The sequence below is a fragment of the Rhodocyclus purpureus genome, from assembly GCF_016653115.1.
Taxonomy (GTDB): Bacteria; Pseudomonadota; Gammaproteobacteria; order Burkholderiales; family Rhodocyclaceae; genus Rhodocyclus; species Rhodocyclus purpureus.
This window is the reverse complement of sequence record NZ_NHRX01000021.1, coordinates 1-25,077: the sequence shown is the minus strand read 5'-3', so window position 1 is coordinate 25,077 and position 25,077 is coordinate 1. Positions and strand designations below refer to the sequence as shown.

Annotated in this window: 24 protein-coding genes; 7 read left to right on the top strand and 17 right to left on the bottom strand. The window is 65.5% G+C overall.

The features are described 5' to 3' along the window. Nucleotides 1-63: 63 nt before the first annotated feature. The 3 genes from CCR84_RS04575 to leuE are packed head-to-tail and all read right to left on the bottom strand — an operon-like array spanning nt 64 to nt 1,517. The gene (locus CCR84_RS04575; protein WP_201210110.1) at nt 64-414 is read right to left on the bottom strand and encodes a hypothetical protein; all 351 of its coding nucleotides are present in this window, start codon (nt 412-414) and stop codon (nt 64-66) included. Beyond that, complete coding sequence (gene dtd / locus CCR84_RS04570) at nt 411-863, bottom strand: D-aminoacyl-tRNA deacylase (RefSeq protein ID WP_201210109.1); 453 nt, start codon at nt 861-863, stop codon at nt 411-413. The genes CCR84_RS04575 and dtd overlap by 4 nt, the downstream gene beginning before the upstream one ends. Nucleotides 864-869: 6 nt before the next feature. Further along, nucleotides 870-1,517, bottom strand: a complete 648-nt coding sequence (gene leuE / locus CCR84_RS04565; protein ID WP_201210107.1) for a leucine efflux protein LeuE — start codon at nt 1,515-1,517, stop codon at nt 870-872. Between the two features lie 248 nt (nt 1,518-1,765). On the opposite strand from leuE, the gene fabI reads away from it, so the two are divergent. After that, on the top strand, nt 1,766-2,566 hold the full coding sequence (gene fabI / locus CCR84_RS04560; protein ID WP_201210105.1) for an enoyl-ACP reductase FabI: 801 nt from the start codon (nt 1,766-1,768) through the stop codon (nt 2,564-2,566). 242 nt (nt 2,567-2,808) lie between these two features. Here fabI and CCR84_RS04555 read toward each other — a convergent pair whose 3' ends face one another. After that, nucleotides 2,809-4,716: a SurA N-terminal domain-containing protein gene (locus tag CCR84_RS04555; protein WP_201210103.1), complete on the bottom strand. Its 1,908-nt coding sequence runs from the start codon at nt 4,714-4,716 to the stop codon at nt 2,809-2,811. A 732-nt stretch (nt 4,717-5,448) separates the two neighbouring features. On the opposite strand from CCR84_RS04555, the gene CCR84_RS04550 reads away from it, so the two are divergent. Together CCR84_RS04550 and thpR are read left to right on the top strand one after the other, a co-directional pair. Beyond that, complete coding sequence (locus CCR84_RS04550) at nt 5,449-5,742, top strand: HP1242/YdcH family protein (protein ID WP_242508541.1); 294 nt, start codon at nt 5,449-5,451, stop codon at nt 5,740-5,742. Between the two features lie 65 nt (nt 5,743-5,807). Then, nucleotides 5,808-6,395, top strand: a complete 588-nt coding sequence (thpR, locus tag CCR84_RS04545; RefSeq protein WP_201210101.1) for an RNA 2',3'-cyclic phosphodiesterase — start codon at nt 5,808-5,810, stop codon at nt 6,393-6,395. On the opposite strand, the gene CCR84_RS04540 is transcribed toward thpR, so the two are convergent. From CCR84_RS04540 to CCR84_RS04490, 11 genes are all read right to left on the bottom strand, one after another. Then, nucleotides 6,392-7,132 (bottom strand): DUF5765 domain-containing protein, encoded by a 741-nt coding sequence (locus CCR84_RS04540; protein ID WP_201210092.1) that lies wholly within the window; start codon nt 7,130-7,132, stop codon nt 6,392-6,394. The genes thpR and CCR84_RS04540 overlap by 4 nt on opposite strands. A 400-nt stretch (nt 7,133-7,532) precedes the next feature. Next, complete coding sequence (gene lpdA, locus CCR84_RS04535; RefSeq protein WP_201210090.1) at nt 7,533-8,957, bottom strand: dihydrolipoyl dehydrogenase; 1,425 nt, start codon at nt 8,955-8,957, stop codon at nt 7,533-7,535. 110 nt (nt 8,958-9,067) lie between these two features. Further along, on the bottom strand, nt 9,068-10,306 hold the full coding sequence (gene odhB / locus CCR84_RS04530) for a 2-oxoglutarate dehydrogenase complex dihydrolipoyllysine-residue succinyltransferase (protein WP_201210088.1): 1,239 nt from the start codon (nt 10,304-10,306) through the stop codon (nt 9,068-9,070). Between the two features lie 79 nt (nt 10,307-10,385). After that, a complete protein-coding gene (locus CCR84_RS04525) occupies nt 10,386-13,220 on the bottom strand; it encodes a 2-oxoglutarate dehydrogenase E1 component (protein ID WP_201210117.1) in 2,835 nt (944 codons plus the stop codon). Between the two features lie 117 nt (nt 13,221-13,337). Next, a complete protein-coding gene (gene gltA, locus CCR84_RS04520; RefSeq protein ID WP_201210086.1) occupies nt 13,338-14,633 on the bottom strand; it encodes a citrate synthase in 1,296 nt (431 codons plus the stop codon). Nucleotides 14,634-14,664: 31 nt separating this feature from the next. Further along, nucleotides 14,665-14,961: a succinate dehydrogenase assembly factor 2 gene (locus CCR84_RS04515; protein WP_201210084.1), complete on the bottom strand. Its 297-nt coding sequence runs from the start codon at nt 14,959-14,961 to the stop codon at nt 14,665-14,667. Between the two features lie 9 nt (nt 14,962-14,970). Next, nucleotides 14,971-15,684, bottom strand: a complete 714-nt coding sequence (locus tag CCR84_RS04510) for a succinate dehydrogenase iron-sulfur subunit (RefSeq protein ID WP_201210082.1) — start codon at nt 15,682-15,684, stop codon at nt 14,971-14,973. Between the two features lie 25 nt (nt 15,685-15,709). Next, nucleotides 15,710-17,506, bottom strand: a complete 1,797-nt coding sequence (sdhA, locus tag CCR84_RS04505; protein ID WP_201210080.1) for a succinate dehydrogenase flavoprotein subunit — start codon at nt 17,504-17,506, stop codon at nt 15,710-15,712. Next, nucleotides 17,507-17,854 (bottom strand): succinate dehydrogenase, hydrophobic membrane anchor protein, encoded by a 348-nt coding sequence (gene sdhD, locus CCR84_RS04500; protein WP_201210078.1) that lies wholly within the window; start codon nt 17,852-17,854, stop codon nt 17,507-17,509. It lies immediately after the preceding gene. After that, complete coding sequence (sdhC, locus tag CCR84_RS04495; RefSeq protein ID WP_201210076.1) at nt 17,851-18,243, bottom strand: succinate dehydrogenase, cytochrome b556 subunit; 393 nt, start codon at nt 18,241-18,243, stop codon at nt 17,851-17,853. Before sdhC ends, sdhD begins: the two co-directional genes overlap by 4 nt. A 382-nt stretch (nt 18,244-18,625) precedes the next feature. Further along, on the bottom strand, nt 18,626-19,375 hold the full coding sequence (locus tag CCR84_RS04490; protein ID WP_201210074.1) for a GntR family transcriptional regulator: 750 nt from the start codon (nt 19,373-19,375) through the stop codon (nt 18,626-18,628). Nucleotides 19,376-19,521: 146 nt separating this feature from the next. On the opposite strand from CCR84_RS04490, the gene CCR84_RS04485 reads away from it, so the two are divergent. The 3 genes from CCR84_RS04485 (at nt 19,522) to CCR84_RS04475 (ending at nt 22,011) form a co-directional block, all read left to right on the top strand. Continuing rightward, on the top strand, nt 19,522-20,508 hold the full coding sequence (locus CCR84_RS04485) for a malate dehydrogenase (protein WP_201210072.1): 987 nt from the start codon (nt 19,522-19,524) through the stop codon (nt 20,506-20,508). 146 nt (nt 20,509-20,654) lie between these two features. Then, the gene (locus CCR84_RS04480; RefSeq protein ID WP_201210070.1) at nt 20,655-21,644 is read left to right on the top strand and encodes an HpcH/HpaI aldolase/citrate lyase family protein; all 990 of its coding nucleotides are present in this window, start codon (nt 20,655-20,657) and stop codon (nt 21,642-21,644) included. A gap of 10 nt (nt 21,645-21,654) precedes the next feature. Then, the gene (locus CCR84_RS04475) at nt 21,655-22,011 is read left to right on the top strand and encodes a nucleotide pyrophosphohydrolase (protein ID WP_201210068.1); all 357 of its coding nucleotides are present in this window, start codon (nt 21,655-21,657) and stop codon (nt 22,009-22,011) included. A 227-nt stretch (nt 22,012-22,238) separates the two neighbouring features. Here the strand turns inward: CCR84_RS04475 and CCR84_RS04470 are convergent, their stop codons facing one another. Together CCR84_RS04470 and CCR84_RS04465 are read right to left on the bottom strand one after the other, a co-directional pair. Beyond that, on the bottom strand, nt 22,239-23,084 hold the full coding sequence (locus tag CCR84_RS04470; RefSeq protein ID WP_201210062.1) for a 23S rRNA (adenine(2030)-N(6))-methyltransferase RlmJ: 846 nt from the start codon (nt 23,082-23,084) through the stop codon (nt 22,239-22,241). 66 nt (nt 23,085-23,150) lie between these two features. Beyond that, complete coding sequence (locus CCR84_RS04465; RefSeq protein ID WP_201210060.1) at nt 23,151-24,404, bottom strand: nitronate monooxygenase; 1,254 nt, start codon at nt 24,402-24,404, stop codon at nt 23,151-23,153. 339 nt (nt 24,405-24,743) lie between these two features. Here CCR84_RS04465 and CCR84_RS04460 point away from each other — a divergent pair, with 339 nt between their 5' ends. Next, nucleotides 24,744-25,019, top strand: coding sequence for a hypothetical protein (locus CCR84_RS04460; protein ID WP_201210058.1), 276 nt, complete (start codon nt 24,744-24,746; stop codon nt 25,017-25,019). Nucleotides 25,020-25,077 lie beyond the last annotated feature (58 nt).

Genomic DNA, 25,077 nt, shown 5'->3' with positions numbered 1-25,077 from the left:
GCCCGGAGTGTAGCGGATGCCCCTGCGCGCGTCACCCGCAGCGGCGCCGGGACGCAGCCTCCGCTACTTCTCCGCGTCGCCCGGCGGCAGCACCCGGCCCAAGCGCGCCGTGTATTCCCTGACGATGACGGCCTCGCCTTCGATCACTTCGCCCTCGGGTTGCCCGTCGCCGCGCCGGATGCCAGCGGCGCGCTGCTCGCGCATCATCTTGCGCACTGCGCGCGTCTTCCACCACAGGTAGGTGCCGAGAAACACGGCCGCCACCGCGGCGACCGCGACCACGACCAGCGAGAACATGAAGCCTAGCGTTGCCAGCGCGGCGAGGCCGGCGAAGGCCAGGATCTTGCCAAGCAGCCCGGGCTGCGCGTGGCCGGGACGGGAAGCGTTTGGAATATCGTTCGGAATTTCGTTCATTCTGGGCACCGCGAGTCGATGGTGAGGGTGACGGGACCGTCGTTGACGAGGCTGAGCTGCATGTCGGCGCCGAAGACGCCGGTGGGCACGGGGCGGCCGAGCAGTTCGCCGAGCCGGAGGACGAAGGCGTCGAACAGGGGTTGCGACAGCGGGCCGGGGGCGGCGCGTCCCCAGGACGGGCGGTTGCCCTTGCGCGTCGACGCGTAGAGAGTGAATTGCGAGACGGCGAGGATCTCGCCGCCGGCATCGACGACGCTGCGGTTCATCACCCCGCGCTCGTCGGGGAAGACGCGCAGGCGGACGATCTTCTGCGCCATCCAGTCGAGGTCGCTGACCCGATCGGCTTCCTCGAAGCCGGCAAGCACCAGGAGCCCTGCGCCGATGCGGCCCTTGAGCTCTCCCCCGACGCTCACGGACGCCTCGCCGACGCGCTGTATCACGACCCTCATCTTGTGCTACTCCAGCGTCGCCGCGGCGAGCCTGATGCCGAAGCCGACGAACAGGGCGCCGACGACGCCGTTGGCGCTCGCCGCCAGCCGCTGCCGGCGCCGGAAATGGCTGGCAAGACCGGTGCCGCCGAAGATGAGCGCCGACAGGTACAAGGCGCTGCAGGTCTGCACGACCAGGGCGAGGATGAGGAAGGACAGTTCCGGGTGCGGATAATCGGGCGAGACGAACTGGATGACGAAGGAGAAGAAGAAAAAGATCGCCTTCGGGTTCATCAGGCTGACGAGGAGCGCCGTGCGGAAGGGATGCGAGGGATCGCCGGGCTCCGGCCGCAGCGACTCCTCGTTCGTGCCCGTCCAGGTGCGGTAAGCCGCGCGCAACAGGCCGACGCCCAGCCAGGCCAGGTAGGCGGCGCCGGCGTACTTCATCGCCATGAACAGGGCGGGCGTCGCCTGCAGCAGCGAAGCCGCCCCCATGGCCGTCAGCAGCATCAGGATCGCGTCGCCGAGGAAGATGCCGCCGGCCGCGCGATAGCCGGCAGCAATGCCCCGGCGCGTCGCCATGCTCATCACGTAGAGCGAATTCGGTCCGGGCAGGAGGACGATGACGATGGTGCCGACGATGAAGGTGGTGATGTCGGTGATGCCGTAGAACATGGATGGCCTCCGCAGCGAGGAGAGCATCTTACCCTGCGCAGCCCTTGCCGCGTGTCGGCGACGAATGCAGGCGACGAATTCGCGCCGCGCGCACGTCCCCGGTGCAACTTCTTGCTGCAATTCCCGGGTTCATGGCAGGCTTGATGGCTGTTAGAATAGGCGCGTCCATACTGGCGGCTGCTTGTGCGCCGCCACACGCAGCACCCAACACCTTGATTCGATTAACCATCATTCGACACTGAGAACCCATGGGATTCCTCGCAGACAAGCGCATCCTCATCACCGGCCTGCTCTCCAAGCACTCGATCGCCTACGGCATTGCACGCGCCTGTCATCGGGAAGGAGCACAGCTGGCTTTCACCTACCAGAACGAACGCTTCCAGGAGCGGCTGACCAAGTTCGCTGCCGAATTCGACAGCACGCTGGTCTTCCCCTGTGACGTTTCCGACGACGCGCAGATCGACCAGCTGTTCGCCGACATCGGCCAGCACTGGGAAGGGCTCGACGGCCTCGTGCACTCGATCGCCTACGCGCCGAGCGAAGCGATCGAAGGCGACTTCCTCGAAGGCATCTCGCGCGAATCCTTCCGCATCGCCCACGACGTCTCTTCCTACAGCTACCCGGCGCTGGCCAAGGCTGCGCGCCCGCTGCTGATGAAGGGCAACAACCCCTCGCTGCTCGCGCTCACCTACCTCGGCGCCGAGCGCACCCTGCCCAACTACAACACGATGGGCCTGGCCAAGGCCAGCCTCGAAGCAGCGACGCGCTACCTCGCCTTCTGCCTCGGCCCGCAAGGCGTCCGCGCCAATGCCATTTCCGCCGGCCCGATCAAGACGCTGGCCGCTTCCGGCATCGGCAACTTCGGCAAGCTGCTCGCCTACAACGCGCACAACGCCCCGCTGCGCCGCAATGTGACCATCGAGGAAGTCGGCAACGCCGCCGCCTTCATGCTCTCCGACTTGGCGAGCGGCATCACCGGCGAGATCATGTACGTCGACGGCGGCCTCAATACAACCGCCCTCGGCAACCCGGCACCGCTGCCGGCCTGATCGGCCTCGCTCCCGGGAAAACGGCCGCGCAAGCGGCCGTTATGCTTTGGAATGAGCCACGGATTTCGAGCCACGCTCGCCTCGGGGCAACATCCTTGGGCGCAATGGGCTCGTGGCAACATCCAGCGCCCGGGCTGACCGGGCAACAACACGCGCACACAGAAAAACGGGGCAGCCAGTTCGCCTGACTGCCCCGTCCGGGTTTCCATCCTGCGGGTGATCCCTCGCCCGCAGCGGCTCGCTTAGCGCTCGCCGGTTTCGATCGCCTTGTGGTTGATCTCGACCTTGATCCGCGCACGCAGGGCGGCGAGGTAGGCGGCGAAGTCTTCCTGCGCCATCAGGCCCGCATATTCGCGCTGGATCGCCTGGCGCCGGGTTTCGTCGATCGACTCGGGCTGGCTCACCTTGCCGATCCGGTAGAGCGCGTAATCGCCGTTGTCGAGCGCGACGCCGACGTAGGCGGGCAGCTTGCCGACCGGCGCCTGGAAGACGGCGCGGGCGGCGACCGGCGGCGCCGGCAGGGGCTGCGATCGCGAGAAGGTCTTGGTCGCGCTCCAGGCGAGCTTGGCGCTGCCTTCCTCGCCCTTCTGCAGTTCGGCGAGTTTCGCTTCACCGGCCTTCTTCGCCAGCGCCGCGGCTTCGCGCAGCTTGAGCTGGGCTTCGATCGCCGCGCTGACCGTCTCGAACGGCCTCACCGCTGCCGGCTGGTATTCGACGACGCGTGCAGCAACCAGCGTGTTCGGTGCGATCTCGATCGCTTCGGTGTTGCGCTTGTCCTTCAGCGCATCGTCGGCAAACAGGGCCTTGAGCACCTTGTCGTCGCGCAGCGGTCCGTAGCCGGCGGCTTCCTGGGGCTTCGGCGCCTTCACCAGCCAGCCGCTGCTCTCGATCTTCAAGCCGAAGCGCTCGGCGGCGGGCTTCAGGCTGTCCGCCTGCTCATAGACCATGTTGCTGAACGCCTCGGCCGCTTCGGCGAAGCGCTTCGACGCGGCCTGGCGCTTGAGCTCGGCGACGATCTCAGGACGCACCTCGTCGAGCGGGCGCAGCTTGCCGGGGCGGACCGCGGAGAGCTTGATGATGTGGAAGCCGAATTCGGTCTGGACGAGACCCGAGATCTCGCCTTCCTTGAGCTTGAAGACGGCGTCGTCGAAGGCCTTGACCATCATGCCACGACCGAAGAAGCCGAGGTCGCCACCCTTGCTTGCCGAACCGGGATCCTGCGACTTCGCGCGTGCGATGTCGGCGAATTTCGCCGGTGCCTGCTGCACTTCCTTGAGGATGGCTTCGGCACTGGCCTTGGCCTTTTCCGTGTCCTTGCCCTCGGCGAGCACGAGGATGTGGCTCGCGCGCCGCTCCTCGGCGGTCTGGAAACGATCCTTGTGGCCGTCGTACCAGGCCTTCACCTCCTCGTCCTCGACCTTGACCTGCGCCAGCAGCGCGTCGAGCGAGAGCACCAGGTACTCGGCGCGCGCCTGTTCGGGCGTCGCGAAGAGCTTGCCGTTCTCGTCGTAGAACTTCTTCACGGCCGCGGCATCGAGCTTGACCTCGCCGGCGTACTGCGCGAGCGGGAAGCGCAGCTCGGCGGCCTGCCGTTCCTCAGCCTCGATGCGCATGATCGACTCGGTCGCGGTCCGCGCGGCGATGCCGGTGTCGCCGACAGCCGAGACCAGTTGCTGCAGGGTGAGATCCTGACGCAGTTGCGCTTCGAACTGCGGCTGGCTCATTCCCTGCGCGCGCAGCGCCGCCTCGTAGCGCGACATCGAGAAGGCGCCGTTCTCCTGCAGCGCGGGGATGCGCCCGATGAAGTTGCGCAAGGCCTCGTCGCTGACGCCGAGCCGCGCCTGCCGCGCTTCGAGCAGCAGCAGGCGCTGGTCGATCAGCGAATTGAGCGTCGCCAGCCGCGCTTCCGGCGTGTTCATCGCTTCCGCCTTGAAGTCGTGGCCGAGCGTCTGGCGCAGCCGCTCCTGCTGGTCGCGCCACGCCTGCTGGAACTGCTGCGCGGAGATCTTGCTGTCGCCGACGCTGGCCGGATCCTCGCCGGCACCGCCGCTGTGCACGTAGGAATCCACCCCCCACAGCGCGAAAGGCAAGGCAATCAGAGCGAGGAAGATCTGGACGATCTTCCGGTTGTTGCGAACGGCGTCGAACATGATGGTGGCCCGTGAATCGTTTGAGGACAGGAAGCTGGCAGCAAGAAAAAAGGCGAACTCTCGTTCGCCCTGCACATTGCTGGCGGAGTGGCGCACCCGCCGGGCATCGCCTGAACGCCAACCGGCGGCACGACAAGGGATGGCTGCGCAAGCCGTGGCGACCCGAACGCAATCGTATCATGAGCGCCGGACCTCGTCATTTCTCGCGTCAGCGCCAGACTCCCCCGCAGCGACAGTGCCCGCCGGCGGGTGCTTGTGCCAGGGATGGCGGCTTCACGGCACAGCTCGAATTCCTTGACTTATGCACACTGACGGTTTTCCGGGGAGAGGCGCAGCGGTCCATCAGGCGCCGCCAGGCGCCCACCGAAAATTTTTTCCCGCCTCAATTAAATCAATGACTTAAAACCTTGCACATAGTTTCGGCAAAGTGGCGCAAACCCTTTGCTGGCGATGACTTAGCGCTGCCATCGACAAGTAATCAACAGACTTATCCACAGATATTGGGGAAAACCGCAAAAACCCTATATCGGGCAAGGGTTTAGGGCAGCCGGCACTGACCTGGCCGGGCTCGCGGGAGAGTCGGCCCGGTTTCCCTCAGCGCTGGGGGACTTGACGCAGGCCGGGAGATGCGCTTTTTTCGCTGACCGCCTGGCGTCGAAACGCGCAACGGCAAGACCGAACGTTCGCCCGAACGACGCGCCAGTAGCGTAAAATCGGGCATGGATCGTCGGTATGAGCCGACAGCGTTCACACGACATTCCAATGCAGCGCACCGCGATTTCGCTAAAAGCATTATTTCTGGAGGGAACGACAATGTTTTCCGAGTACCGCGACCTTATCAGCCGACTGAAGACGTCCGATCCGAACTTCGCCGAGATGTTCGACCGACACGACGAGTTGGACCGGCAGATCGCCGATATGGAATCCGGAGTATCGCCGCACTCCCATCACGAGATCGAAGTGCTGAAGAAGGAAAAGCTGCACCTCAAGGACCGTGTCTACACGATACTGCGCCAGGCGCAGTAAGCCGCGATCCGCGCATCGCTGCGGAAGATCGATGACGGCATCCCGCCCGCTGCATCTTCCCGGCGATGGAAACACCCTCTGACCGCCGACGAGCCGTCGGCGTAAGCCCCCCCCGCGACCAGGGAATCCCACAACAGCGGGTGTTCTTCGCACTCTGGCCCCGAGCCGAAACTCAGGTCGCGCTGCACGAATGCGCAGTCGGCCTGCATGCGCAGTGCGGGGGCAGGCTGCTGCGGCGCGAGACGCTGCATGTGACTCTGGCGTTTCTCGGCGAGCAGGCGCCCGATCGCGTCGAGCTGCTGCGCCGGATCGCCGCCGGGCAGGTCGGCAAAGCGTCGGACCTCGTGCTCGACCATTGCGGCAGTTGGCACGAGCACCGCATCGTGTGGACCGGACCGCAGCGGACTCCTGAACAACTCGTCGATCTCGCTCAGGCGCTGAACGCTGCGCTGCGCGCGGACGGATTCGCGATCGACCGCAGGCCATTCTCGGCACACGTGACGCTGCTGCGCAACGCCCGGCGAGCGCCGCCGCCGGTCAGCACCAAGCCGGTCTTCTGGCGAGTCGACAGCTTCGTCCTGGTCGCCTCCGAACTGGGCCGCGAAGGCGCCCGCTACCGGATCATCGACCGCTGGCCGCTGGCCGACGCCTAAGGTCGCTGCCGCCGCATCCACCACGGATCACTGACGTAGAGAAGTCTGCGCAGCGGCGTCACCATCGCGACGAGTAGGAGGCCGATGCTGAATAGGCACCAGATCGCCGGCCATTCGTTGAGATTGCTGGTCGTCATCCCGGCCAGCACCGGCCCGGCCAGGTAGGTGAACAGCGTGAAGCGCCAGCTGCCCATCAGTCCAGGCAGGTAGAAGGCAGCGACCGCGTAGGAGATGAAGCCGTAGCCGAGATAGGTGTTGTCGGCCATGCTGTTGCCGATGCCGTTGATCGGCAGCAGCCAGGCGATGTGCCATTCTCCACTCACGGTGCACAGGACATCGCCACCGCAGAGCGGCCGCGCCGGCGCGCATTGGCCGGCCCAGGCGAAGGGATGGAGCTGGATCAGCATCAGCGCGGCGCCGACGAAGCAGACGAAATAAGCCAGGGGCGCCACCTTGCGCGCGGCCTCCTTCGGCATGAAGTGCAGCGCGACCGCGTTGATGAAGAAAGGCTGAAAGCTGATGTGCAGGTAGCCGGCGAGCGTCAGCAACTGGTTCGCCGGTGAGTCGCACTGGTCGACGACAAGATAGGAGGTTGCCTGGATCGCCTCCATCAGGCCGAACCAGGCGAGGCAGACCCACAGCGCCGCCGGCTCAGGGTCCTTCTTCAGCGCGAGCCAGGCGGCCGCGGCGAAGCCGGTGACTGCAAAGACCGTCGATGCCGTTGCACTCCAGCACATGGCGCCTCCCGATTATTACTTCGTAATACTCAGGATAACCCGGAATGCCCGTGCGCGTGCACAGCGCTTGCGCCGATGATGCTGAAGGCCTTTTGCATACGGGTTAACGTGAAACGTGGAACAATTTCGTGAAGCATCGGCCGACCTGATATGCGTAAGTCGTCGGGATCAGCAGCCCGCCAGTTGGCGAGGCCGCAAAACTGGAAGAACGAACTGGATTGCCACGGCGCTACGCGCCTCGCAATGACGGCATTGCAGCGAATGGCCACGTTTCATGCAGAGGGGTGACACGACTCGCCATGATCGTTGGCGCAGCGTAAGCCGACCCGGATGCAACAAGGGCACCCCATGGGCGCCCTTTTTGCGGCAGCAGAGCGCGGCCGGCGAAGCCGGCCAAGGCTCAGAAGTGCAGCGGCCGCTTGTCGCAGGCGAGCGCGGCTTCGTGCACGACTTCCGACAGCGTCGGGTGGGCGTGGCAGATGCGCGCGATGTCTTCGGCCGAGGCGCCGAATTCGAGCGCAGTGACGCCTTCCATGATCAGCTCGGAGGCGTTGACGCCGACGATGTGCAGGCCGAGCACGCGGTCGGTCTGCGCGCAGGCGAGCATCTTGACGAAGCCGGTGGTCTCGCCCATGCCGAGCGCGCGGCCGTTGGCCATGAACGGGATCTTGCCGACCTTGTAGGCGACGCCGTCGGCCTTGAGCTGGTTCTCGGTCTTGCCGACCCAGGCGATCTCGGGGCTCGTGTAGATCACCCAAGGGATGGTGTCGTGGTTGCAGTGGCCCGCCTGGCCCGCCATCAGCTCGGCGACCATGACGCCCTCTTCCATCGCCTTGTGTGCGAGCATCGGGCCGCGCACCACGTCGCCGACGGCCCACACGTTCGGAAGCTTGGTGCGGCAGCGGTCATCGACGACGACGTAGCCCTTGTCGTCGAGTTGCAGGCCGACGACTTCGGCGTTGAGCCCGTCGGTGTTGGGGACGCGGCCGACCGAGACGATCAGGCGGTCGGCGTCGAGCTTCTGCGCCTGGCCCTGCGCGTCGGTGTAGACGAGGGCGACGCCTTCGCCGCTGACCGAGACGTTGTCGATGTTCACGCCGAGCTTGATCGATAGGCCCTGCTTGGCGAAGGCCTTCGCCGCTTCGCGCGCGACGTCGCTGTCGGCGCTGGCAAGGAAGGTCGGCGCCGCTTCGAGCAGCGTCACTTCGCTGCCGAGACGGCTCCACACACAGCCCATCTCGAGGCCGATGACGCCGGCGCCGATGATGGCGAGCTTTTTCGGCACCGCGTCGATGTCGAGCGCGCCGACGTTGTCGCAGACGATGCGGTTATCGACGGCGATCCCCGGCAGGTGGCGCGCGCGCGATCCGGTGGCGATGATCACCTGCGTCGCCTCGACCATCTCGTCGCCGACCTTCATCTGCCAGCTGTCGCCGCTGCGGCCGATGAAGGCACCGCGGCCAGGCAGGAAGCTGACCTTGTTCTTCTTGAACAGGCCGCGGATGCCGCCGGTGAGCTGGCTGACGATTCCGTTCTTGCGCTCGATCATGCGGCCGACGTCGATTTCCGGCTGGCCGACGCGGATTCCCTGCGCGGCGAAGCCGTGCTGGGCTTCGGCGAACAGGTGCGAGGTGTGCAAGAGCGCCTTGGTCGGGATGCAGCCGACGTTGAGGCAGGCGCCGCCGAGGCGCGGCTGACCATCCGGATCGGCGTAGGCCTGGTCCTCGCAGCAGGCAACCGAGAAACCGAGCTGCGCGGCACGGATGGCGGCGACGTAGCCGCCGGGTCCGCCACCGATGACGAGGACGTCGAATTGCTTGGACATGTTCGCTCCCTGAAGGGTGTTCCCGGCGACCGGGGCCGGGTGAGAGGGTGGGGTTGGCTGCAGCGCTGCCCGCCGCTCGGGGCGGGCAGCGCCGGACACTGCTGCCGGGATCAGACGCCGAGCAGGAGGCGGGTCGGGTCTTCGAGCGCTTCCTTCATCGCCACCAGGCCGAGAACGGCTTCACGGCCGTCGATGATGCGGTGGTCGTAGGACAGGGCCAGGTAGTTCATCGGGCGGATGACGATCTGCCCGTCGACCACGACCGGGCGGTCCTTGGTCGCGTGGATGCCGAGGATCGCCGACTGCGGCGGGTTGATGATCGGCGTCGACAGCATCGAGCCGAAGACACCGCCGTTGGAGATCGAGAAGGTGCCGCCGCTCAGGTCTTCCAGCGTCAGCTTGCCTTCCTTGGCCTTCTGGCCGTATTCGGCGATCTTCTTCTCGATGTCGGCGATGCTCATCTGGTCGACGTCGCGCAGGATCGGCACGACCAGGCCACGCGGCGCGGAAACCGCAATGCCGACGTCGATGTAGCCGTGATAGACGATGTCGCTGCCGTCGACCGAGGCGTTGAGGATCGGGAACTTCTGCAGCGCGGCGACGGCGGCCTTGACGAAGAAGCCCATGAAGCCGAGGCGCACGCCGTGCGTCTTCTCGAACTTGTCGGCGTACTGCTTGCGCAGCGCGATGATGTGGCTCATGTCGACCTCGTTGAAGGTCGTCAGGATCGCGTTCTCGTTCTTCGACTGGACGAGACGCTCGGCGATGCGCGCGCGCAGCCGCGACATCGGCACGCGCTGCTCGGGACGGTCGCCGGCCGCCACTTCGACGACCGGTGCCGCCTTGACCGGGGCCGGAGCGGCCGCTGCCGGCTTGGCCGGTTCGGCGAGCGCGTCGGCCTTGGTGACGCGACCGCCGCGACCGCTGCCGAGCAGTTCACCGGCGGCGAGGTTCTTCTCGGCGAGGATCTTGCGCGCGGCCGGCATGGCGAAGGCGCCACCTGCTGCAGCGGGGGCGGTCGGGGCCACGGCCGGCGCTGCAGCGGCCGGCGCTGCAGGCGCGGCCGCCGGCGCTGCGGCTTCGGCGGCAGGGGCCGACGCGGCGGCCTGCGCTTCGGTGTCGATGCGCGCGATCAGTTCGCCGGAAACGACGGTATCGCCGTCGCCCTTGACGATCTCGACCAGGACGCCGGCGGCCGGCGCCGGCAGTTCGAGGACGACCTTGTCGGTCTCGATGTCGATCAGGTTTTCGTCGCGGGCGACGGATTCTCCGGCCTTCTTGCGCCAGGAAACGAGCGTCGCTTCGGCGACCGACTCGGACAACTGGGGAACTTTGACGTCGATGATCATGTTCGCTCCGTTACGGATTCTGGGGTGAGGGTTTGGCTGCCCGCCTTGCGGCGGCGGGCAGGTGAGTCTGCGCGTCGTGTCAGTAATCGATCTTGCCGAGGGCCGAGTCGATCAGCGCCTTCTGCTGCGCGTTGTGCTTGGCGAGGTAGCCGACCGCCGGCGATGCCGAGGCGGGCCGCGACACCAGCAACAGCCGCTGCTTCTCGCTCAGCGATCCGGCGAGGTGCTGGCGCGAGGCGATGAAGTACCAGGCGCCCTGGTTGCGCGGCTCGTCCTGGCACCAGACGACTTCGCTGGCGTTCGGGTAGCGCGCGAGCTCGGCGCGGTAGGCGGTCTCGGGGAAGGGGTAGAGCTGTTCGAGGCGGACGATCGCGATGTTCCTGATGCCGCGCTCGCGCCGTGCGGCGACGAGCTCGTAGTAGATCTTGCCCGAGCAGAGCAGGACGCGCGTCACCTCGTTCGGATCGAGTTCCTCGGTCTCGCCGATGACGAGCTTGAACTGCCCGTTGGCCATCTCGTCCATGGTCGAGATCGCCTCCTTGTGGCGGAGCATCGACTTCGGCGAGAAGACGACCAGGGGCTTCCGCTGCGGCCGGATCGCCTGGCGCCGGAGCAGGTGGAAGATCTGCGCCGGCGTCGTCGGCTGGCACACTTCCATGTTCATCTCGGCGCACAGCTGCATGAAGCGCTCGACGCGCGCCGACGAGTGCTCGGGGCCCTGCCCCTCGTAGCCGTGCGGCAGCAGCAGGACGAGACCACAGGCGCGCCCCCACTTGGCTTCGCCCGAGGCGATGAACTGGTCGATCACCACCTGTGCGCCGTTGGCGAAGTCGCCGAACTGCGCTTCCCAGACGACGAGGTCGTAGGGGGTCGAGCTCGCGTAGCCGTACTCGAAGGCGAGCACGGCTTCCTCCGAGAGCACCGAGTCGAAACACTGGAAGCGACGCTGCCGTTGCTGCAGGTTGGCGAGGGGGTAGTAGATGCCTTCGAGCGGGTTCTCGCGCGTCTGGCTGTGGATCGCCGCGTGGCGGTGGAAGAAGGTGCCGCGACCGACGTCCTCACCGGAGAGGCGCACGCCGTAGCCGGAGACGAGCAGGGTCGCGTAGGCGAGGTTCTCGCCCATCCCCCAGTCGAAGGGCAGCTTGCCCTCGCCCATCGCGCGCCGGTCGTCGATGATCTTCTTGACCCGGTTGTGCAGGACGATGTCGGACGGGATGGTGGTCAGGCGCTCGGACAGGCGACGGATCTCGCTTTCCGGAACGCGCGTATCGACATTGTCGATGTAGTGCTTGGGCAGGAAGGACTCCCAGTCGATCACCAGCGGATGCTTGTAGCCGGCGATCACCGGGTTGTAGAGCAGTTCGCCGCGGTCGAGGTGGGCGCGGTAGTCGCCGATCATGCGCTCGGGGCCGTCGGCCGGCAGCACGCCCTCGGCGGTCAGCTTGTCGGCGTAGAGCTTGCGCGTCCCCGGGTGCGCGGCGATGCGCCGGTACATCAGGGGCTGCGTCACCATCGGCTCGTCCTGCTCGTTGTGGCCGAGCTTGCGGAAGCAGACGATGTCGACGACGACGTCCTTCTTGAAGGTCTGGCGGTACTCGACCGCGACCCGCGTCACGAAGGCGACCGCTTCCGGGTCGTCGCCATTGACGTGGAAGATCGGCGCCTCGGCCATCTTGAAGATGTCGGTGCAGTAGATCGACGAGCGCAGGTCACGCGGGTCCGAGGTGGTGAAGCCGATCTGGTTGTTGATGACGATGTGCACCGTGCCGCCGGTGCCGTAGCCGCGCGTCTGCGCGAAGTTGAGCATTTCCTGGTTGACGCCCTGCCCGGCCACCGCGGAGTCGCCGTGGATCACCACCGGCATCACCTTGTCACGGCCGACTGCGCCGCGGCGGCACTGGCGCGCATAGACGGCGCCGACCACCACGGGGTTCACGATCTCCAGGTGCGAGGGGTTGAAGGCGAGCGTCAGCCGGCACGCCCCGCCAGGGGTCGACACGTCCGACGAGTAGCCCATGTGGTACTTGACGTCTCCAGCCGACAGGTCCTGCGCCTTCTTGCCCTCGAATTCCTCGAACAGCATCTTCGGCGACTTGCCGAGGATGTTGACCAGCACGTTGAGGCGGCCGCGGTGCGCCATGCCGATGACGATTTCGTTCACGCCGCCGGCGCCGGCGACGCGCACCAGTTCGTCCATGGCGACGATCGCCGCTTCACCGCCTTCGAGCGAGAAGCGCTTCTGGCCGACGTAACGCGTGTGCAGGTAGCGTTCGAGCGTCTCGGCGGCGGTCAGGCGTTCGAGGAAGCGCTTCTTCTGCTCGGGGGTGTAGGCGGCGCCGGCGCGGGTCGGTTCGAGGCGCTGCTGCAGCCAGCGCTTCTCGGCAATCGAGCTGATGTACATGTACTCGACGCCGACCGACGAACAATAGGTTTCGCGCAGTGCGTCATGAATCTCGCCGAAGCTCGCGCGCTCGGGGACGCCGCGGAAGGAGCCGGCGTTGAAGACCGTGTTGCGGTCGGTATCGGAAAGTCCGTAGTGCGCCGGATCGAGCTCCGGGACCTCCGGACGCGGCTGCCGCTTCAGGGGGTCGAGCTTGGCCCAGCGCGAACCGAGGAAGCGATAGGCGTTGATCATCTGCAGCACGCCGACCTGCTTGCGGTCGTCGACCAGTTCACCCTTGACGGCGGCAGCGCGCTGGCCACCACGCTTGGCCATTTCCGCGAAGGCCGTGATCACCGGCGTGTGCGCGACGTCCTGACGGGCGGCACCTGGCTGCTGCGCCAGGCGGTCGAAGTATTCGCGCCAGTTCTCGGGAACCGAGGCGGGGTTGTCGAGGTAGCTCTCGTAGAGTTCCTCGACGAAGGGGGCATTTCCACCGAACAGGTAGGAATTACCCGACAGCTCTTTCATCATCACGTTCACCTCCAGTCGTAACCGACTGCGCTTCAGCGCGTAAGTTCAAAGCTGCCGGCGCAGCGGCCGACCTTTCAGTGCGACCGGGAACGGGAAGCGTCCCGGTCGCTTGGGGAATCAGCGCTGGTCGAGGCTCGGGACGTCGCGACGCGCCGCACCGATGTACAACTGACGTGGACGGCCGATCTTGTACTCCGGATCGGTGATCATCTCTTCCCACTGCGTGATCCAGCCGACGGTGCGCGCCAGCGCGAAGATACAGGTGAACATGTAGGTCGGGATGCCGAGCGCCTTCTGCACGATTCCCGAGTAGAAGTCGACGTTCGGGTAGAGCTTCTTCTCGACGAAGTACTCGTCCTCGAGCGCGATCTTCTCGAGTTCGAGCGCGAGTTTGAACAGGCGGTCGTTTTCCAGGCCGAGTTCGGCGAGGACGTCGCTGCACACCTTGCGCATCAGCTTGGCGCGCGGGTCGAAGTTCTTGTACACGCGGTGGCCGAAGCCCATCAGCTTGAAGCTGTCGCTCTTGTCCTTGGCACGCTTGATGTACTCGCCGACGCGCGAGACGTCGCCGATCTCCTCCAGCATGTTGAGACAAGCTTCGTTGGCGCCGCCGTGCGCCGGTCCCCACAGGCAGGCGATGCCGGCCGAGATGCAGGCGAAGGGATTGGCGCCCGAGGAGCCGGCGAGACGCACCGTCGAGGTCGACGCGTTCTGCTCGTGGTCGGCGTGCAGCGTGAAGATGATGTCGAGCGCGCGCACCAGCACCGGGTTCGGCTCGTACTTCTCGCACGGCGTGCCGAACATCATGTGCATGAAGTTGGCGGTGTAGCCGAGGTCGTTGCGCGGGTACATGAACGGCTCGCCCTTGTTGTACTTGTAGGCGAGCGCGACGATCGTCGGCAGCTTGGCGATCAGCCGGTTGATCGACACCGAGCGGTGCTCGGCGTCGGAGAAGTCGAAGGCTTCGTGGTAGAAGGCCGACAGCGCACCGACGACGCCGACCATGACCGCCATCGGGTGCGCGTCACGACGGAAGCCCTGGTAGAACTTCACCATCTGCTCGTGGATCATCGTGTGGCTGCGGATGGTCTTCTCGAAGTCGGTCTTCTGCACGGCGTCGGGCAGTTCGCCGTGCTTCAGGAGGTAGGCGACTTCGAGGAAGTTGCACTTTTCAGCAAGTTGCTCGATCGGGTAGCCGCGATAGAGCAGTTCACCCTTGTCGCCGTCGATGTAGGTGATCTTCGACGCGCAACTGGCGGTAGACAGATAACCGGTGTCGTAGGTGAACAGCCCGGTCTTGCCGCCCAGCGTGCGAATGTCGATGCATTCGTTGCCGTGCGTCGGCGTCAGGATCGGGAATTCGACGGGCGCCTTGCCGTCGATGATCAGCGTTGCCTTGCGTTCAGTGCTCATTGGTTTTGTATCCCTGTGCAGATGAATGAGTTCAAGGGTTTACTACCGGTGATGTCTGCGCTTCCACCGCGGGCCGGCTCATGCTCCTGCTCTCGCGCAGCATGGCCAGCACGGCGGCCTGCTGCGCGTCTTCGCTCTCCTCGACACCGTTGATCAACGGCCAGAGGTCGTGATCGTCCATGTCGGCGAGGACCACGAAGGCGCGCTGCTGTGCTTCGGAGAGCCCGGCGAATCTCTGGTCGAGAAATTCGCCGAGCAGGAGATCAAGCTCGAGCCATGCGCGGCGGGTGCACCGCCAGCGCAGTCGATTCAACTCTTCCTGGCGCACGCGGCTTCCTCAGATCGCCCGACGCACCATCAATTCCTTGATCTTGCCGATCGCCTTGGTCGGGTTCAGCCCCTTCGGGCAGACGTCGACGCAGTTCATGATCGTGTGGCAACGGAACAGACGGTAGGGGTCGTTGAGGTTGTCGAGGCGCTCGTTGGTCGCTTCGTCACGCGTGTCGGCGATGAAGCGGTACGCGTTGAGCAGGCCGGCCGGGCCGACGAAGCGGTCCGGGTTCCACCAGAACGACGGGCACGAGGTCGAGCAGCAGGCGCACAGGATGCACTCGTAGAGGCCGTTCAGTTCCTCGCGGTCCTCGGGCGACTGCAGGCGCTCGCGCTCGGGCGGCGGCGTGTCGTTGATCAGGTAGGGCTTGATCGAGTGGTACTGCTTGAAGAACTGGGTCATGTCCACGATCAGGTCGCGGATCACCGGCAGGCCGGGCAGCGGGCGCAGCACCACCGGCGACTTCAGCGTCGCAACGTCGGTGAGGCAGGCCAGACCGTTCTTGCCGTTGATGTTCATCGCGTCCGAGCCGCAGATGCCTTCGCGGCACGAACGGCGGAAGGACAGCGAGTCGTCCTGGGCCTTCAGCTTGACCAGCACATCGAGCAGCTTGCGGTCGGTGACGGTGTTCACCTCGACCGTGAAGTCCTGCATGTACGGCGCGTCGTTCTTGTCCGGGTCGTACCGGTAAATCTTGAACTGAAGCGTACGGGTCGTCATTGTCTTCAACTCCTTGCGACGCGAATCAATAGGATCGCGTCTTCAGCGCGATGGTTTCGACCGTCAGCGGCGTCAGGTTGACCGGCTTGTAGTCGAGGCGGTTGCCGTCGCGGTGCCACAGCGTGTGCTTGAGCCACTCGGCGTCGTTGCGGCCGTTCGGGCGTTCGGGCGTGTCCGGCGCATCGTCGCGGACGTGGGCGCCACGCGATTCCTTGCGCGCCTCGGCCGAGATCATCGTCGACTTGGCCACCTCGATCAGGTTTTCCAGCTCGAGCGCTTCGATGCGCGCGGTGTTCCACACCTTCGACTTGTCCTTGATCGCGACACGGTGCACGCGCTCCTCGACTTCGAGGATCTTCTGCACGCCCTGCTTCAGCATGTCGTCGAAGCGGAAGACGCCACAGTGCGCCTGCATCACACGCTGCAGGTCGAGACGGGTCGCTGCCTCGCTCTCGCCGGAAGTGCGCGCGTCGAGGCGCTCCAGGCGCTCACGCGTACGCTCGATCGCGTCGCGCGGCAGGTCCTTGTGCGCGACCGGCATCTGCTTCAGGTCCTCGACCACGGCTTCGCCGGAGGCCTTGCCGAAGACGAGGAGGTCGAGCAGCGAGTTGGTGCCGAGGCGGTTGGCGCCATGCACCGAGGCGCACGCGCATTCGCCCGCGGCGTAGAAGCCGGTGACCGGGACGTTGGGGTTGTCACCGACCGGGACCACGACCTGGCCGCGGAAGTTGGTCGGGATGCCGCCCATCTGGTAGTGGCAGGTCGGGACCACGGGGATCGGCGCCTTGATCGGGTCGATGCCGGCGAACTGGATCGAGATCTCGCGGATGCCGGGCAGACGCTTCATGATCGTCTCGGGCGGCAGGTGCGTAATGTCGAGCGTGACGAAGTCCTTGTTCGGACCGCAGCCGCGACCTTCGTTGATCTCGGTGACCATCGCGCGCGAGACGACGTCGCGCGAGGCGAGGTCCTTGGCGTTCGGCGCGTAGCGTTCCATGAAGCGCTCGCCGCTGGCGTTGCGCAGGATGCCGCCTTCGCCGCGGACGCCTTCGGTGATCAGCACGCCGGCGCCGGCGACGCCGGTCGGGTGGAACTGCCAGAATTCCATGTCCTCGAGCGGGATGCCGGCACGCGCCGCCATGCCGAGGCCGTCGCCGGTGTTGATGAAGGCGTTGGTCGACGAGTAGAAGATGCGGCCGGCACCGCCGGTGGCAAAGATGGTCGCCTTGGCGTGGAAGATCGACACTTCGCCGGTTTCCATCTCGATCGCGGAGACGCCGAGCACCTGGCCGTCGGCATCACGGATCAGGTCGAGCGCCATCCACTCGACGAAGAACTGGGTGCGCGCGCGCACGTTGCGCTGGTAGAGCGCGTGCAGCATCGCGTGACCGGTACGGTCGGCGGCCGCACAGGCGCGCCGGACCGGCTTCTCGCCGAAGTTCGACATGTGGCCGCCGAACGGACGCTGGTAGATCTTGCCCTCGTCGGTACGGTCGAAGGGCATGCCGAAGTGTTCGAGTTCGACGACGACTTCGGGCGCCTTGCGGCACATGAATTCGATCGCGTCCTGGTCGCCGAGCCAGTCGGAGCCCTTGACCGTGTCGTACATGTGCCAGTGCCAGTGATCCGGCTCGGAGTTGCCGAGCGAGGCGGAAACGCCGCCCTGGGCTGCGACGGTGTGCGAGCGCGTCGGGAATACTTTCGAGAGGACGGCAGTCTTCAGGCCGGACTCGGAAAGCTGGATGGCGGCGCGCAGACCGGCGCCACCGGCGCCGACGATCACCGCATCGTACTTACGTACCGAAATATTCGAATAGCTCACTTACACTCTCCACAGAATCTGCACTGCCCAGCCGGTGTAGCCGATGGTCGCGGCCAGCGTGGCCATCAGCAGCAGGAGGCGGACGCCCGCGTTCTTGACGTAGTCCATCCAGATATCGCGCACGCCGATCCAGGCGTGGAAGAACAACGCGACCAGGTAGATGAAGGTCAGGAAGGCCATGATGCGGTTGTCGAAGATGCTGCGCCATTCGAGGTAGGTCGAAGGCTGCACGATCGCCAGGACGACGAGGATCAGGGTCGCGTAGAGCGCCATGATGAGGGCGGTGCCCCGCTGCATCAGCCAGTCGCCGAAACCGTAACTGGCGCCAAAAATTTTCCGCTTGATCATAGGATGAATGCTCCGATCACCACCATCATCACCGTGCTCGCGGCGAACACGACCTTGGTCGAGAAGCGCGCGGCCTCGAGCTCGACGCCCTTGTGCAGGTCGATCAGCATGTAGCGCAGACCGGCGAGGAAATGCTGGATGTAGAACCAGATGAAGCCGAGCAGGATCAGGCGGACGATGAAATGGTCGCCGAGACCCTTGACGTAGGCGAAGCTCTCGGGGCTCGCCAAGCTCTTCTCGAACAGCCACAGGAAGACCGGCAGCAGCAGGAACAACCAGGCACCGGTGATGCGGTGGATGATCGACAGCACCCCCGGCAGGGGTAGCTTGATCGTCGTCAGGTCCAGATTCTTCGGACGCTTCTTCCTTCTTACAGTCATATCTGACATGAAGATGTTTCCTCAATAGACGCGGACACCCGAGCGCGAGCATCCACAGCAAACCCCGGTACCACCGCCTCGACATCCAGCGGCGACTCCTGCGACACCACGGCTTGCGCCGCGGCCGCCGACCCTGGAACACCGCCATGCGAAGCGCCGGGAACTCCAAAAAACAAAGAGGCCTTGCACAGGCGTCACATGCCTCGCCCAGACCTCGCTCGCCATTCGTCGGAAAAGCCCTGAAGACTGCACGATGCGGAACAATCGTCCTGAACCGCTTGCACTCCCGCTGCGCGCTCAGACTTCAGCACTCTTGTCGACGGATGACGCCGGATCCGATTATAAACGATTCATCTTTCCCCGTTCTGCCCCCCGAATGCGTGTGCGGGACTCAGCCCAGTTCGTTGTGATAGTGGTGGTTCTCGGTCGAGTAGAATCCACGACGCCACTCGACGGGCTTGTCGCCGTAGGTGAAGGCTACCCGCTCGACGAGCAGCAAGGGCGTTCCCTCGGGCACCGCCAACGCCGTCGCGCTCGCACGGTCGGCCGCGACCGCGCGCAGGCGCTCGTCGGCGCGGATCATGCGCACGCCGTAGCGGGATTCGAACATCCGGTAGAGGGAGTCGTCGTTGGCGGTCAGCACGTCCATCGAGAAGTCGGGAAAGAGTGCTGCCGGGAGGTAGATCTCGTCGAAGACGACCGGCTTGTCGCCGAAGTAGAGCACGCGACGCAGGATGACGATCGGCGCCCCGATCTCGAGACCCAGGGTGCGCGCGACGTCGGCGCCGGCACGCGCACGCCAGCATTCGAGTGGAACGCTGCGCGACTTCGGCAACTCACCCTCGTTGGCGGCAACGCGCAGGAAGCGGAAGAACGAATGCGGGTCGCTGTGCGTCGCGACGAAGGTGCCCTTGCCCTGCCGGCGCACCAGGAGGTTCTCGGCCGCCATCTCGTCGATCGCCTTGCGCACCGTTCCCTGGCTGACGCCGAAGCGCTGCGCCAGTTCGGACTCGCTGGGAATGACGTCACCAGGCCCCCATTCACGCGCTTCGAGGCTGGCAAGGATCAGGTCCTTGATCTGCCGGTAGAGCGGACTGAACGTGGGTGACGACGACGCGGAGCGCACGGGCGAACGATTCATGGTCGGATTTGAACACAAAACGGGAAAGACGTCTATCCTATTACAGATGTCTTATATAAGATATATCAGTGCAGTTTGACAATTCAGTTTATTCGCTTTTATCATCGATGTCCTCTTCCGTCGTCTTCCTTTCAGGAGTCCGCACCATGTCCAAAGCCCCCATGCGCGTAGCCGTCACCGGCGCCGCTGGCCAGATCGGTTACAGCCTGCTTTTCCGTATCGCCTCCGGCGAAATGCTCGGCAAGGATCAGCCGGTCATCCTCCAGTTGCTCGACCTGCCGCAGGCGCAACAGGCATGCAAGGGCGTCATGATGGAACTCGACGACTGTGCCTTCCCGCTGCTCGCCGGCGCCTTCGCCACCGACGATCCCAACGTCGCCTTCAAGGACGCCGACGTCTGCCTGCTGGTCGGTGCTCGTCCGCGCAGCAAGGGAATGGAACGTGCCGACCTGCTCACCGCCAACGGCGCCATCTTCACGGTCCAGGGCAAGGCCATCGCCGAGAACGCCAAGGAAGACGTCAAGGTCCTCGTCGTCGGCAACCCCTGCAACACCAACGCCTACATCGCGCGCTCGGCGGCGATCAAGGTCGGCCGCACCAACCCGGCCAACTACCACGGCATGCTGCGCCTCGACCACAACCGCGCGCTGACCCAGCTCGCACAGAAGAGCGGCCGCCCGGTTTCCACGCTGAAGCAGCTGGTCGTCTGGGGCAACCACAGCCCGTCGATGTACGCCGACTACCGTTTCGTCACCTCGAACGGCGACAGCGTCAAGGACCTGATCAACGACCCGGTCTGGAACAACGACGTGTTCCTGCCGACCGTCGGCAAGCGCGGCGCGGCGATCATCGAAGCGCGCGGCCTCTCCTCGGCTGCGTCGGCCGCCAACGCCGCGATCGACCACGTCCGTGACTGGGTGCTCGGCTCCGACGAATGGGTCACCATGGGCGTCCCCTCCGACGGTTCCTACGGCATTCCCGAAGGCGTCGTCTTCGGCTTCCCCTGCCGCTGCCAGAACGGCAACTTCGAGATCATCCAGGGCCTGGAGATCGACGCGTACTCGCGCGAGAAGATCAACATCACGCTGAAGGAACTCGAGGAAGAGCGCGCCGCCGTCGCCGGCATGCTCTGACCTGATCCGGGACAGTCTGCTTCATACTGTCCCTGACAAAAAGGCCGCGGTCGATCCGCGGCCTTTTTCGTCGACGACGACAGTTCACAGCCTGGCCTGCCCGGCTAGAATAGCCGTTTAAGCAGCTTCCTCCCCCGCCCGCCAGCATGCGCCATCCCGACACCGTCCTTTTCGCCGGCGAGAAGCCGTTCCCCATCCTGCCCGCGGTCGATCATTACGCCGGCTCCGAGAAGCTGATGCAGAAGGCACTCGCCCTGCAGAACGAGTTCGGGCCCGTCTTCGACATCACCTGCGACTGCGAGGACGGCGCCGCAGCCGGCGCCGAGGGCGAACACGCACGCATGGCCGCGGCGCTGATCAGTTCAGCCGAAAACCGCCACGGCCGCGTCGGCGCGCGCATCCACGACGTGACGCACCCGCACTGGCGCGAGGACATCGAAATCCTGATCGGCCTGGCCGGACATCGACTCGCATTCCTCACCCTGCCGAAACCGCGTGGCGTCGCCGACGTGCGCGAGCAGATCGCCGCGCTGCGCGCCGCCGAAGCCCGCCACGACATCGCTCGCGCGATCCCCGTCCATGTGCTGATCGAGACGCACGGCGCGCTGCGCGAAGTCTGGGAAATCGCCGCCCAGCCCTCGGTCGAGTCGATCGATTTCGGCCTGATGGACTTCGTCAGCGCGCACCGCGGTGCCATCCCCGCCGCGGCAATGACGAGTCCCGGACAGTTCGAGCATCCGCTGATCGTCCGCGCCAAGACCGAGATCGCCGCGGCTGCGCTCGCCAACGGCATCGTCCCCGCGCACAACGTGACGACCGAACTCAAGGACCTGGCACACATCCGCGCCGACGCCGAGCGCGCGCGCAATTCCTTCGGCTTCCTGCGCATGTGGAGCATCCACCCGAACCAGATCCTGCCGATCGTCGAGGCGATGCGCCCGGATTTTTCCGAGGTCGATCGCGCCTGCGCGATCCTCTGCGCCGCGCAGGATGCCGACTGGGGTCCGATCCGCCACGAAGGAAAACTGCACGACCGCGCCTCCTACCGTTACTGGTGGGAACTGCTCGGACGCGCGCGCGTGTCCGGAATGGCGCTGCCGGCGGCTACCGAAGCGCGTTTCTTCGCGGCTGGCTGAGCGGACCGTGATGAAGGGTGAGTTGCACGAACTGAGCGAGGCCGTGCTGCGCTTTCGCGACGAGCGCGACTGGGCGCAATTCCATGGCCTGCGCAACCTGATCGTCTCGCTCAACCTGGAAGCAGGAGAACTGCTCGAACTGACGCAGTGGCAGAGCGACGCCGAAGTCGAGGCGCTGGCGGAGAACGCGGAAAAGCGCACGGTGCTGGCCGACGAATGTGCTGACGTCCTGCTCTACCTGCTGTTGATCGCTGACCGCGCCGGAATCGACCTCGAAGCCGCCGCGCACGCCAAGATCCGGAAGAACGCCGTGAAGTACCCGGTCGAGCTGAGCCGCGGCTCGCGGCTGAAGTACACGCAACTGTAAGACCCGGTGGCGCTATATTTGGCGTGAAATCGGGCAGTGCCGATGCACAGGTGCTGGCCGGAACCTCAGCCAGTCATCGTGGCGATCCAGTGCGCAGGACTGGAAGCGGGCGCCGTCAGGACGCAGAGACGGAATGAGGAACTGGATTGCCACGGCGTTACGCGCCTCGCAATGACGAAGTTGAAGCGAATGCGCGTGTTTGATACCCTGAAATTACGGGGACGGTATCAGGCAGCTTCCTGTTCGAGCGTGTAGCCTGCTCCGTCGCCGGTGGCGAGCACCTCGGCCAGGTAAGGCAGGACTTCCGCGAGCGTCGCCTGCAGGGTCCACGGCGGGTTCACGATGAAGAGACCGCTGCCGTGCATGCCGAAGCCATCGGCCGACGGCGCGGTGACGCGCAGGGTCGCGTGCAGCCAGGACTTCGCGCCGAGTTTCTTCAGCCGATCGGGGAGTTCCTGCGCCTCGCGACGCGCGAGTTGCGGGTACCAGACGCAGTAGACGCCGGTGGCAAAGCGCTCGAGCGCATCGCGCATGGCGACGATGACGCGCTCGTAGTCGCGCTTCTCCTCGTAGGGCGGGTCGATCAGCGTCAGCGCGCGGCGGCTTGCTGGCGGCAGCAGCGCCTTCAAGCCGACGAAGCCATCGCTGGCGTCGACCACGACGCGCTTTCCCGCGTCGGCGAAGGTTGACTTCAAGCTGCGCGAGTCGGACGGATGCAATTCGAACAGGCGCATGCGGTCCTGCTCGCGCAGGGTCTGTGCGGCGACCAGCGGCGACCCGGGGTAACGGCGCAGCCCTCCCTCACCGTTGAAGCGGCGGACTTCATCGACGTAGGCCTTGACCACCGCCGGCAAGTCCTTGCGCTGCCAGAGGCGGCCGACCCCCTCGCGGAACTCGGCGAGCTTCTGCGCGTAAGCGCTGTCGAGCGCATAGGCACCGGCACCGGCGTGCGTGTCGATGTACCAGAAGGGCTTGTCCTTCTGCGCCATGTAGGCGACGAGCTGGACGAGGACGAGGTGCTTGAGGACGTCGGCGTGGTTGCCGGCGTGGAAGGCATGACGATAGCTGAGCATGGGCGGCGCCTGAAAGCGCCGGAGCGGCCGCAGGACGAGCGGCGCGATCCGGCGTGCTTGAACGATTTACTCCTCGACGGCGGGCAAGGCGATCCGGTTGTCGGTGCTGTAGAGGTAGTCGTTGAAGACGTGCTCGGCGCTGAGCTGCTGGTAGCTGCCGTCGGCGAGCCGGTGCGTCGTGTCCTTCAGGCGATAGGTGTAGTGGCCACAGGTCCACACGTCGAAGTTGCGCATGTGCGAGCACAGGCAGGTCTTGTCGAACACCTCCAGCTTCTTCGCGTCCGGATGCGCGAGCTTCTCGCGGTTCCACGCATCGATGTACGAGCAGCTGCCGTTGCTATCGAGCAGGTAGCCGTAGGACTCGCACTGCGGGCGGATGCCGGAGCCGATCGCCGGGCTGTTGTCGAGCATGCGCATCGGGTAGCCGGTGGGCGAGATCATGTTCACGACGATGTGCTCGGCGCTCGCCTTGAAGTACTCCTGCTGCGCCTCTTCGGGAAGCCCGCATTCGCGCGTGACGGTGAAGCGCGTCGCCACCTGCACCGCGCCGGCGCCGTTTTCGAGGAAGAAGGCGGCGTCGCTGCCGGTGAAGATGCCGCCCGCCGGAATCAGCGGGATATCGAGCTTCTCGGCCTTCAGGTAGTCGCGGATCTCGGTGAAAATGGTCGCCAGGTCGTAATTCGCCCAGTCGAGCCCGAAGCCGAGGTGACCACCGGCGAGCGGTCCTTCGACGACGACAAAGTCCGGCAGCCGGCGCGTCTTCGCCGACTTCTTCAGGAACAGCACCAGTGCACGTAGCGAGGAGACGATGATGCCGAGCTTGGCGTCGCGGAAGCGCGGGTGATCTTCCATCAGCGCGAACGAGCCGAGGTGCAGGCCGGCGGCCAGCGTGATGCCGTCGATGCCGGCGTCGAGCGCCGCGTGCAGGCGCACGCGCAGCGTCTCCTTCGGCGCGTTCATGGTCAGCTTTTCCATGGTGTTGATGAACACCATGCCGCTGCCGCGCTTGGCTTCCATCGTGCTGGCGACGTGCTTCTTCGTCGCTTCGGCCAGGCGACCGAGGTCGAAGCGGACCATCGACTTGTCGGGATTGTCGATGTTGAACTTGTAGAGCTGCGACTTTTCCTTGACGTAGCGGGTGTTGAAGCGACGGTCGGAGACGGTCTTGATCATCGCGTCCGAAATATGGCCGACGCCACCCAGCCGCGCTGCCTCGAGCGCCAGTTCCGCGGTCGAGATATCGACGCCCATCCCGCCGATCATGATCGGCACCAGTTCCTTACCGCCCAGCTTCAGACGGAAGTCATCCACACGCTTCATAACACCCTTCCCCGTTCGTCATCGAAGCCGCCACCGGCCGCGTCCCTCGCGGCCGTCTGACGCCGATGATGCTTGTTGATCGCCAAAGGCGAATGATAGCGCGGAACGAAGGGGCGCTGTCGCCGAAGCTTGCCCGGACGCGGCGGGGCATCAAGACTTTTCTGCTTTTCCCGAGTCAACGGTCGAGAGGCGACTACACTGCCAGTAATAGGGAGTTCGCGCTCGCCCCCGGAGACACGCCGCGCAGCAGACGGCCGGGCAGCGCCAGCAATGGCGCGGCGAACTTATCCGGACCGAGAAGCCGCAGACAGAGCGGCGGTCCGGGCTCCAGGAGCCATCATGAAGGTTCGCATCCCCAGCCCGCTGGCCGACGCGCTCGGCTGGCACAGCGTCGACGACTTGTCGGATTTCTTTGCCTGCGGCATCTCGGTCCTGCCGCTCACCCTGATCGCCGAGGGCGAGCCTGCAGCCGCGGGGGTGGCACTGATCGTGCTCATCTGCGCGCTCATCTGCTGCAGCCTGCTCTCCGGCTCAAGCCCGAGGGAATTCGAGGCCGAAGTGCGCGCCAAGGAGCGCGCCGAGGAGCACGGATCCCCGCCCGACCGACGCTCCTGAAGCGAGGGGGCAGAGCTGAGCCGCGGCTCGCGGCTGAAGTACACGCAACTGTAAGACC

Bases quoted from the DNA above. Each gene is read 5' to 3' on its own strand.
- CCR84_RS04480 (WP_201210070.1), top strand. From the start codon at position 20,655: ATGCGCCATCCCGACACCGTCCTTTTCGCCGGCGAGAAGCCGTTCCCC.
- CCR84_RS04465 (WP_201210060.1), bottom strand. From the start codon at position 24,404: ATGAAGCGTGTGGATGACTTCCGTCTGAAGCTGGGCGGTAAGGAACTG.
- CCR84_RS04475 (WP_201210068.1), top strand. From the start codon at position 21,655: ATGAAGGGTGAGTTGCACGAACTGAGCGAGGCCGTGCTGCGCTTTCGC.
- CCR84_RS04490 (WP_201210074.1), bottom strand. From the start codon at position 19,375: ATGAATCGTTCGCCCGTGCGCTCCGCGTCGTCGTCACCCACGTTCAGT.
- lpdA (WP_201210090.1), bottom strand. From the start codon at position 8,957: ATGTCCAAGCAATTCGACGTCCTCGTCATCGGTGGCGGACCCGGCGGC.
- sdhC (WP_201210076.1), bottom strand. From the start codon at position 18,243: ATGTCAGATATGACTGTAAGAAGGAAGAAGCGTCCGAAGAATCTGGAC.
- odhB (WP_201210088.1), bottom strand. From the start codon at position 10,306: ATGATCATCGACGTCAAAGTTCCCCAGTTGTCCGAGTCGGTCGCCGAA.
- fabI (WP_201210105.1), top strand. From the start codon at position 1,766: ATGGGATTCCTCGCAGACAAGCGCATCCTCATCACCGGCCTGCTCTCC.
- dtd (WP_201210109.1), bottom strand. From the start codon at position 863: ATGAGGGTCGTGATACAGCGCGTCGGCGAGGCGTCCGTGAGCGTCGGG.
- sdhD (WP_201210078.1), bottom strand. From the start codon at position 17,854: ATGATCAAGCGGAAAATTTTTGGCGCCAGTTACGGTTTCGGCGACTGG.
- CCR84_RS04485 (WP_201210072.1), top strand. From the start codon at position 19,522: ATGTCCAAAGCCCCCATGCGCGTAGCCGTCACCGGCGCCGCTGGCCAG.
- thpR (WP_201210101.1), top strand. From the start codon at position 5,808: ATGGAAACACCCTCTGACCGCCGACGAGCCGTCGGCGTAAGCCCCCCC.
- CCR84_RS04525 (WP_201210117.1), bottom strand. From the start codon at position 13,220: ATGATGAAAGAGCTGTCGGGTAATTCCTACCTGTTCGGTGGAAATGCC.
- CCR84_RS04470 (WP_201210062.1), bottom strand. From the start codon at position 23,084: ATGCTCAGCTATCGTCATGCCTTCCACGCCGGCAACCACGCCGACGTC.
- CCR84_RS04550 (WP_242508541.1), top strand. From the start codon at position 5,449: ATGAGCCGACAGCGTTCACACGACATTCCAATGCAGCGCACCGCGATT.
- CCR84_RS04510 (WP_201210082.1), bottom strand. From the start codon at position 15,684: ATGACGACCCGTACGCTTCAGTTCAAGATTTACCGGTACGACCCGGAC.
- CCR84_RS04540 (WP_201210092.1), bottom strand. From the start codon at position 7,132: ATGTGCTGGAGTGCAACGGCATCGACGGTCTTTGCAGTCACCGGCTTC.
- CCR84_RS04575 (WP_201210110.1), bottom strand. From the start codon at position 414: ATGAACGAAATTCCGAACGATATTCCAAACGCTTCCCGTCCCGGCCAC.
- CCR84_RS04555 (WP_201210103.1), bottom strand. From the start codon at position 4,716: ATGTTCGACGCCGTTCGCAACAACCGGAAGATCGTCCAGATCTTCCTC.
- leuE (WP_201210107.1), bottom strand. From the start codon at position 1,517: ATGTTCTACGGCATCACCGACATCACCACCTTCATCGTCGGCACCATC.
- gltA (WP_201210086.1), bottom strand. From the start codon at position 14,633: ATGAGCACTGAACGCAAGGCAACGCTGATCATCGACGGCAAGGCGCCC.
- CCR84_RS04460 (WP_201210058.1), top strand. From the start codon at position 24,744: ATGAAGGTTCGCATCCCCAGCCCGCTGGCCGACGCGCTCGGCTGGCAC.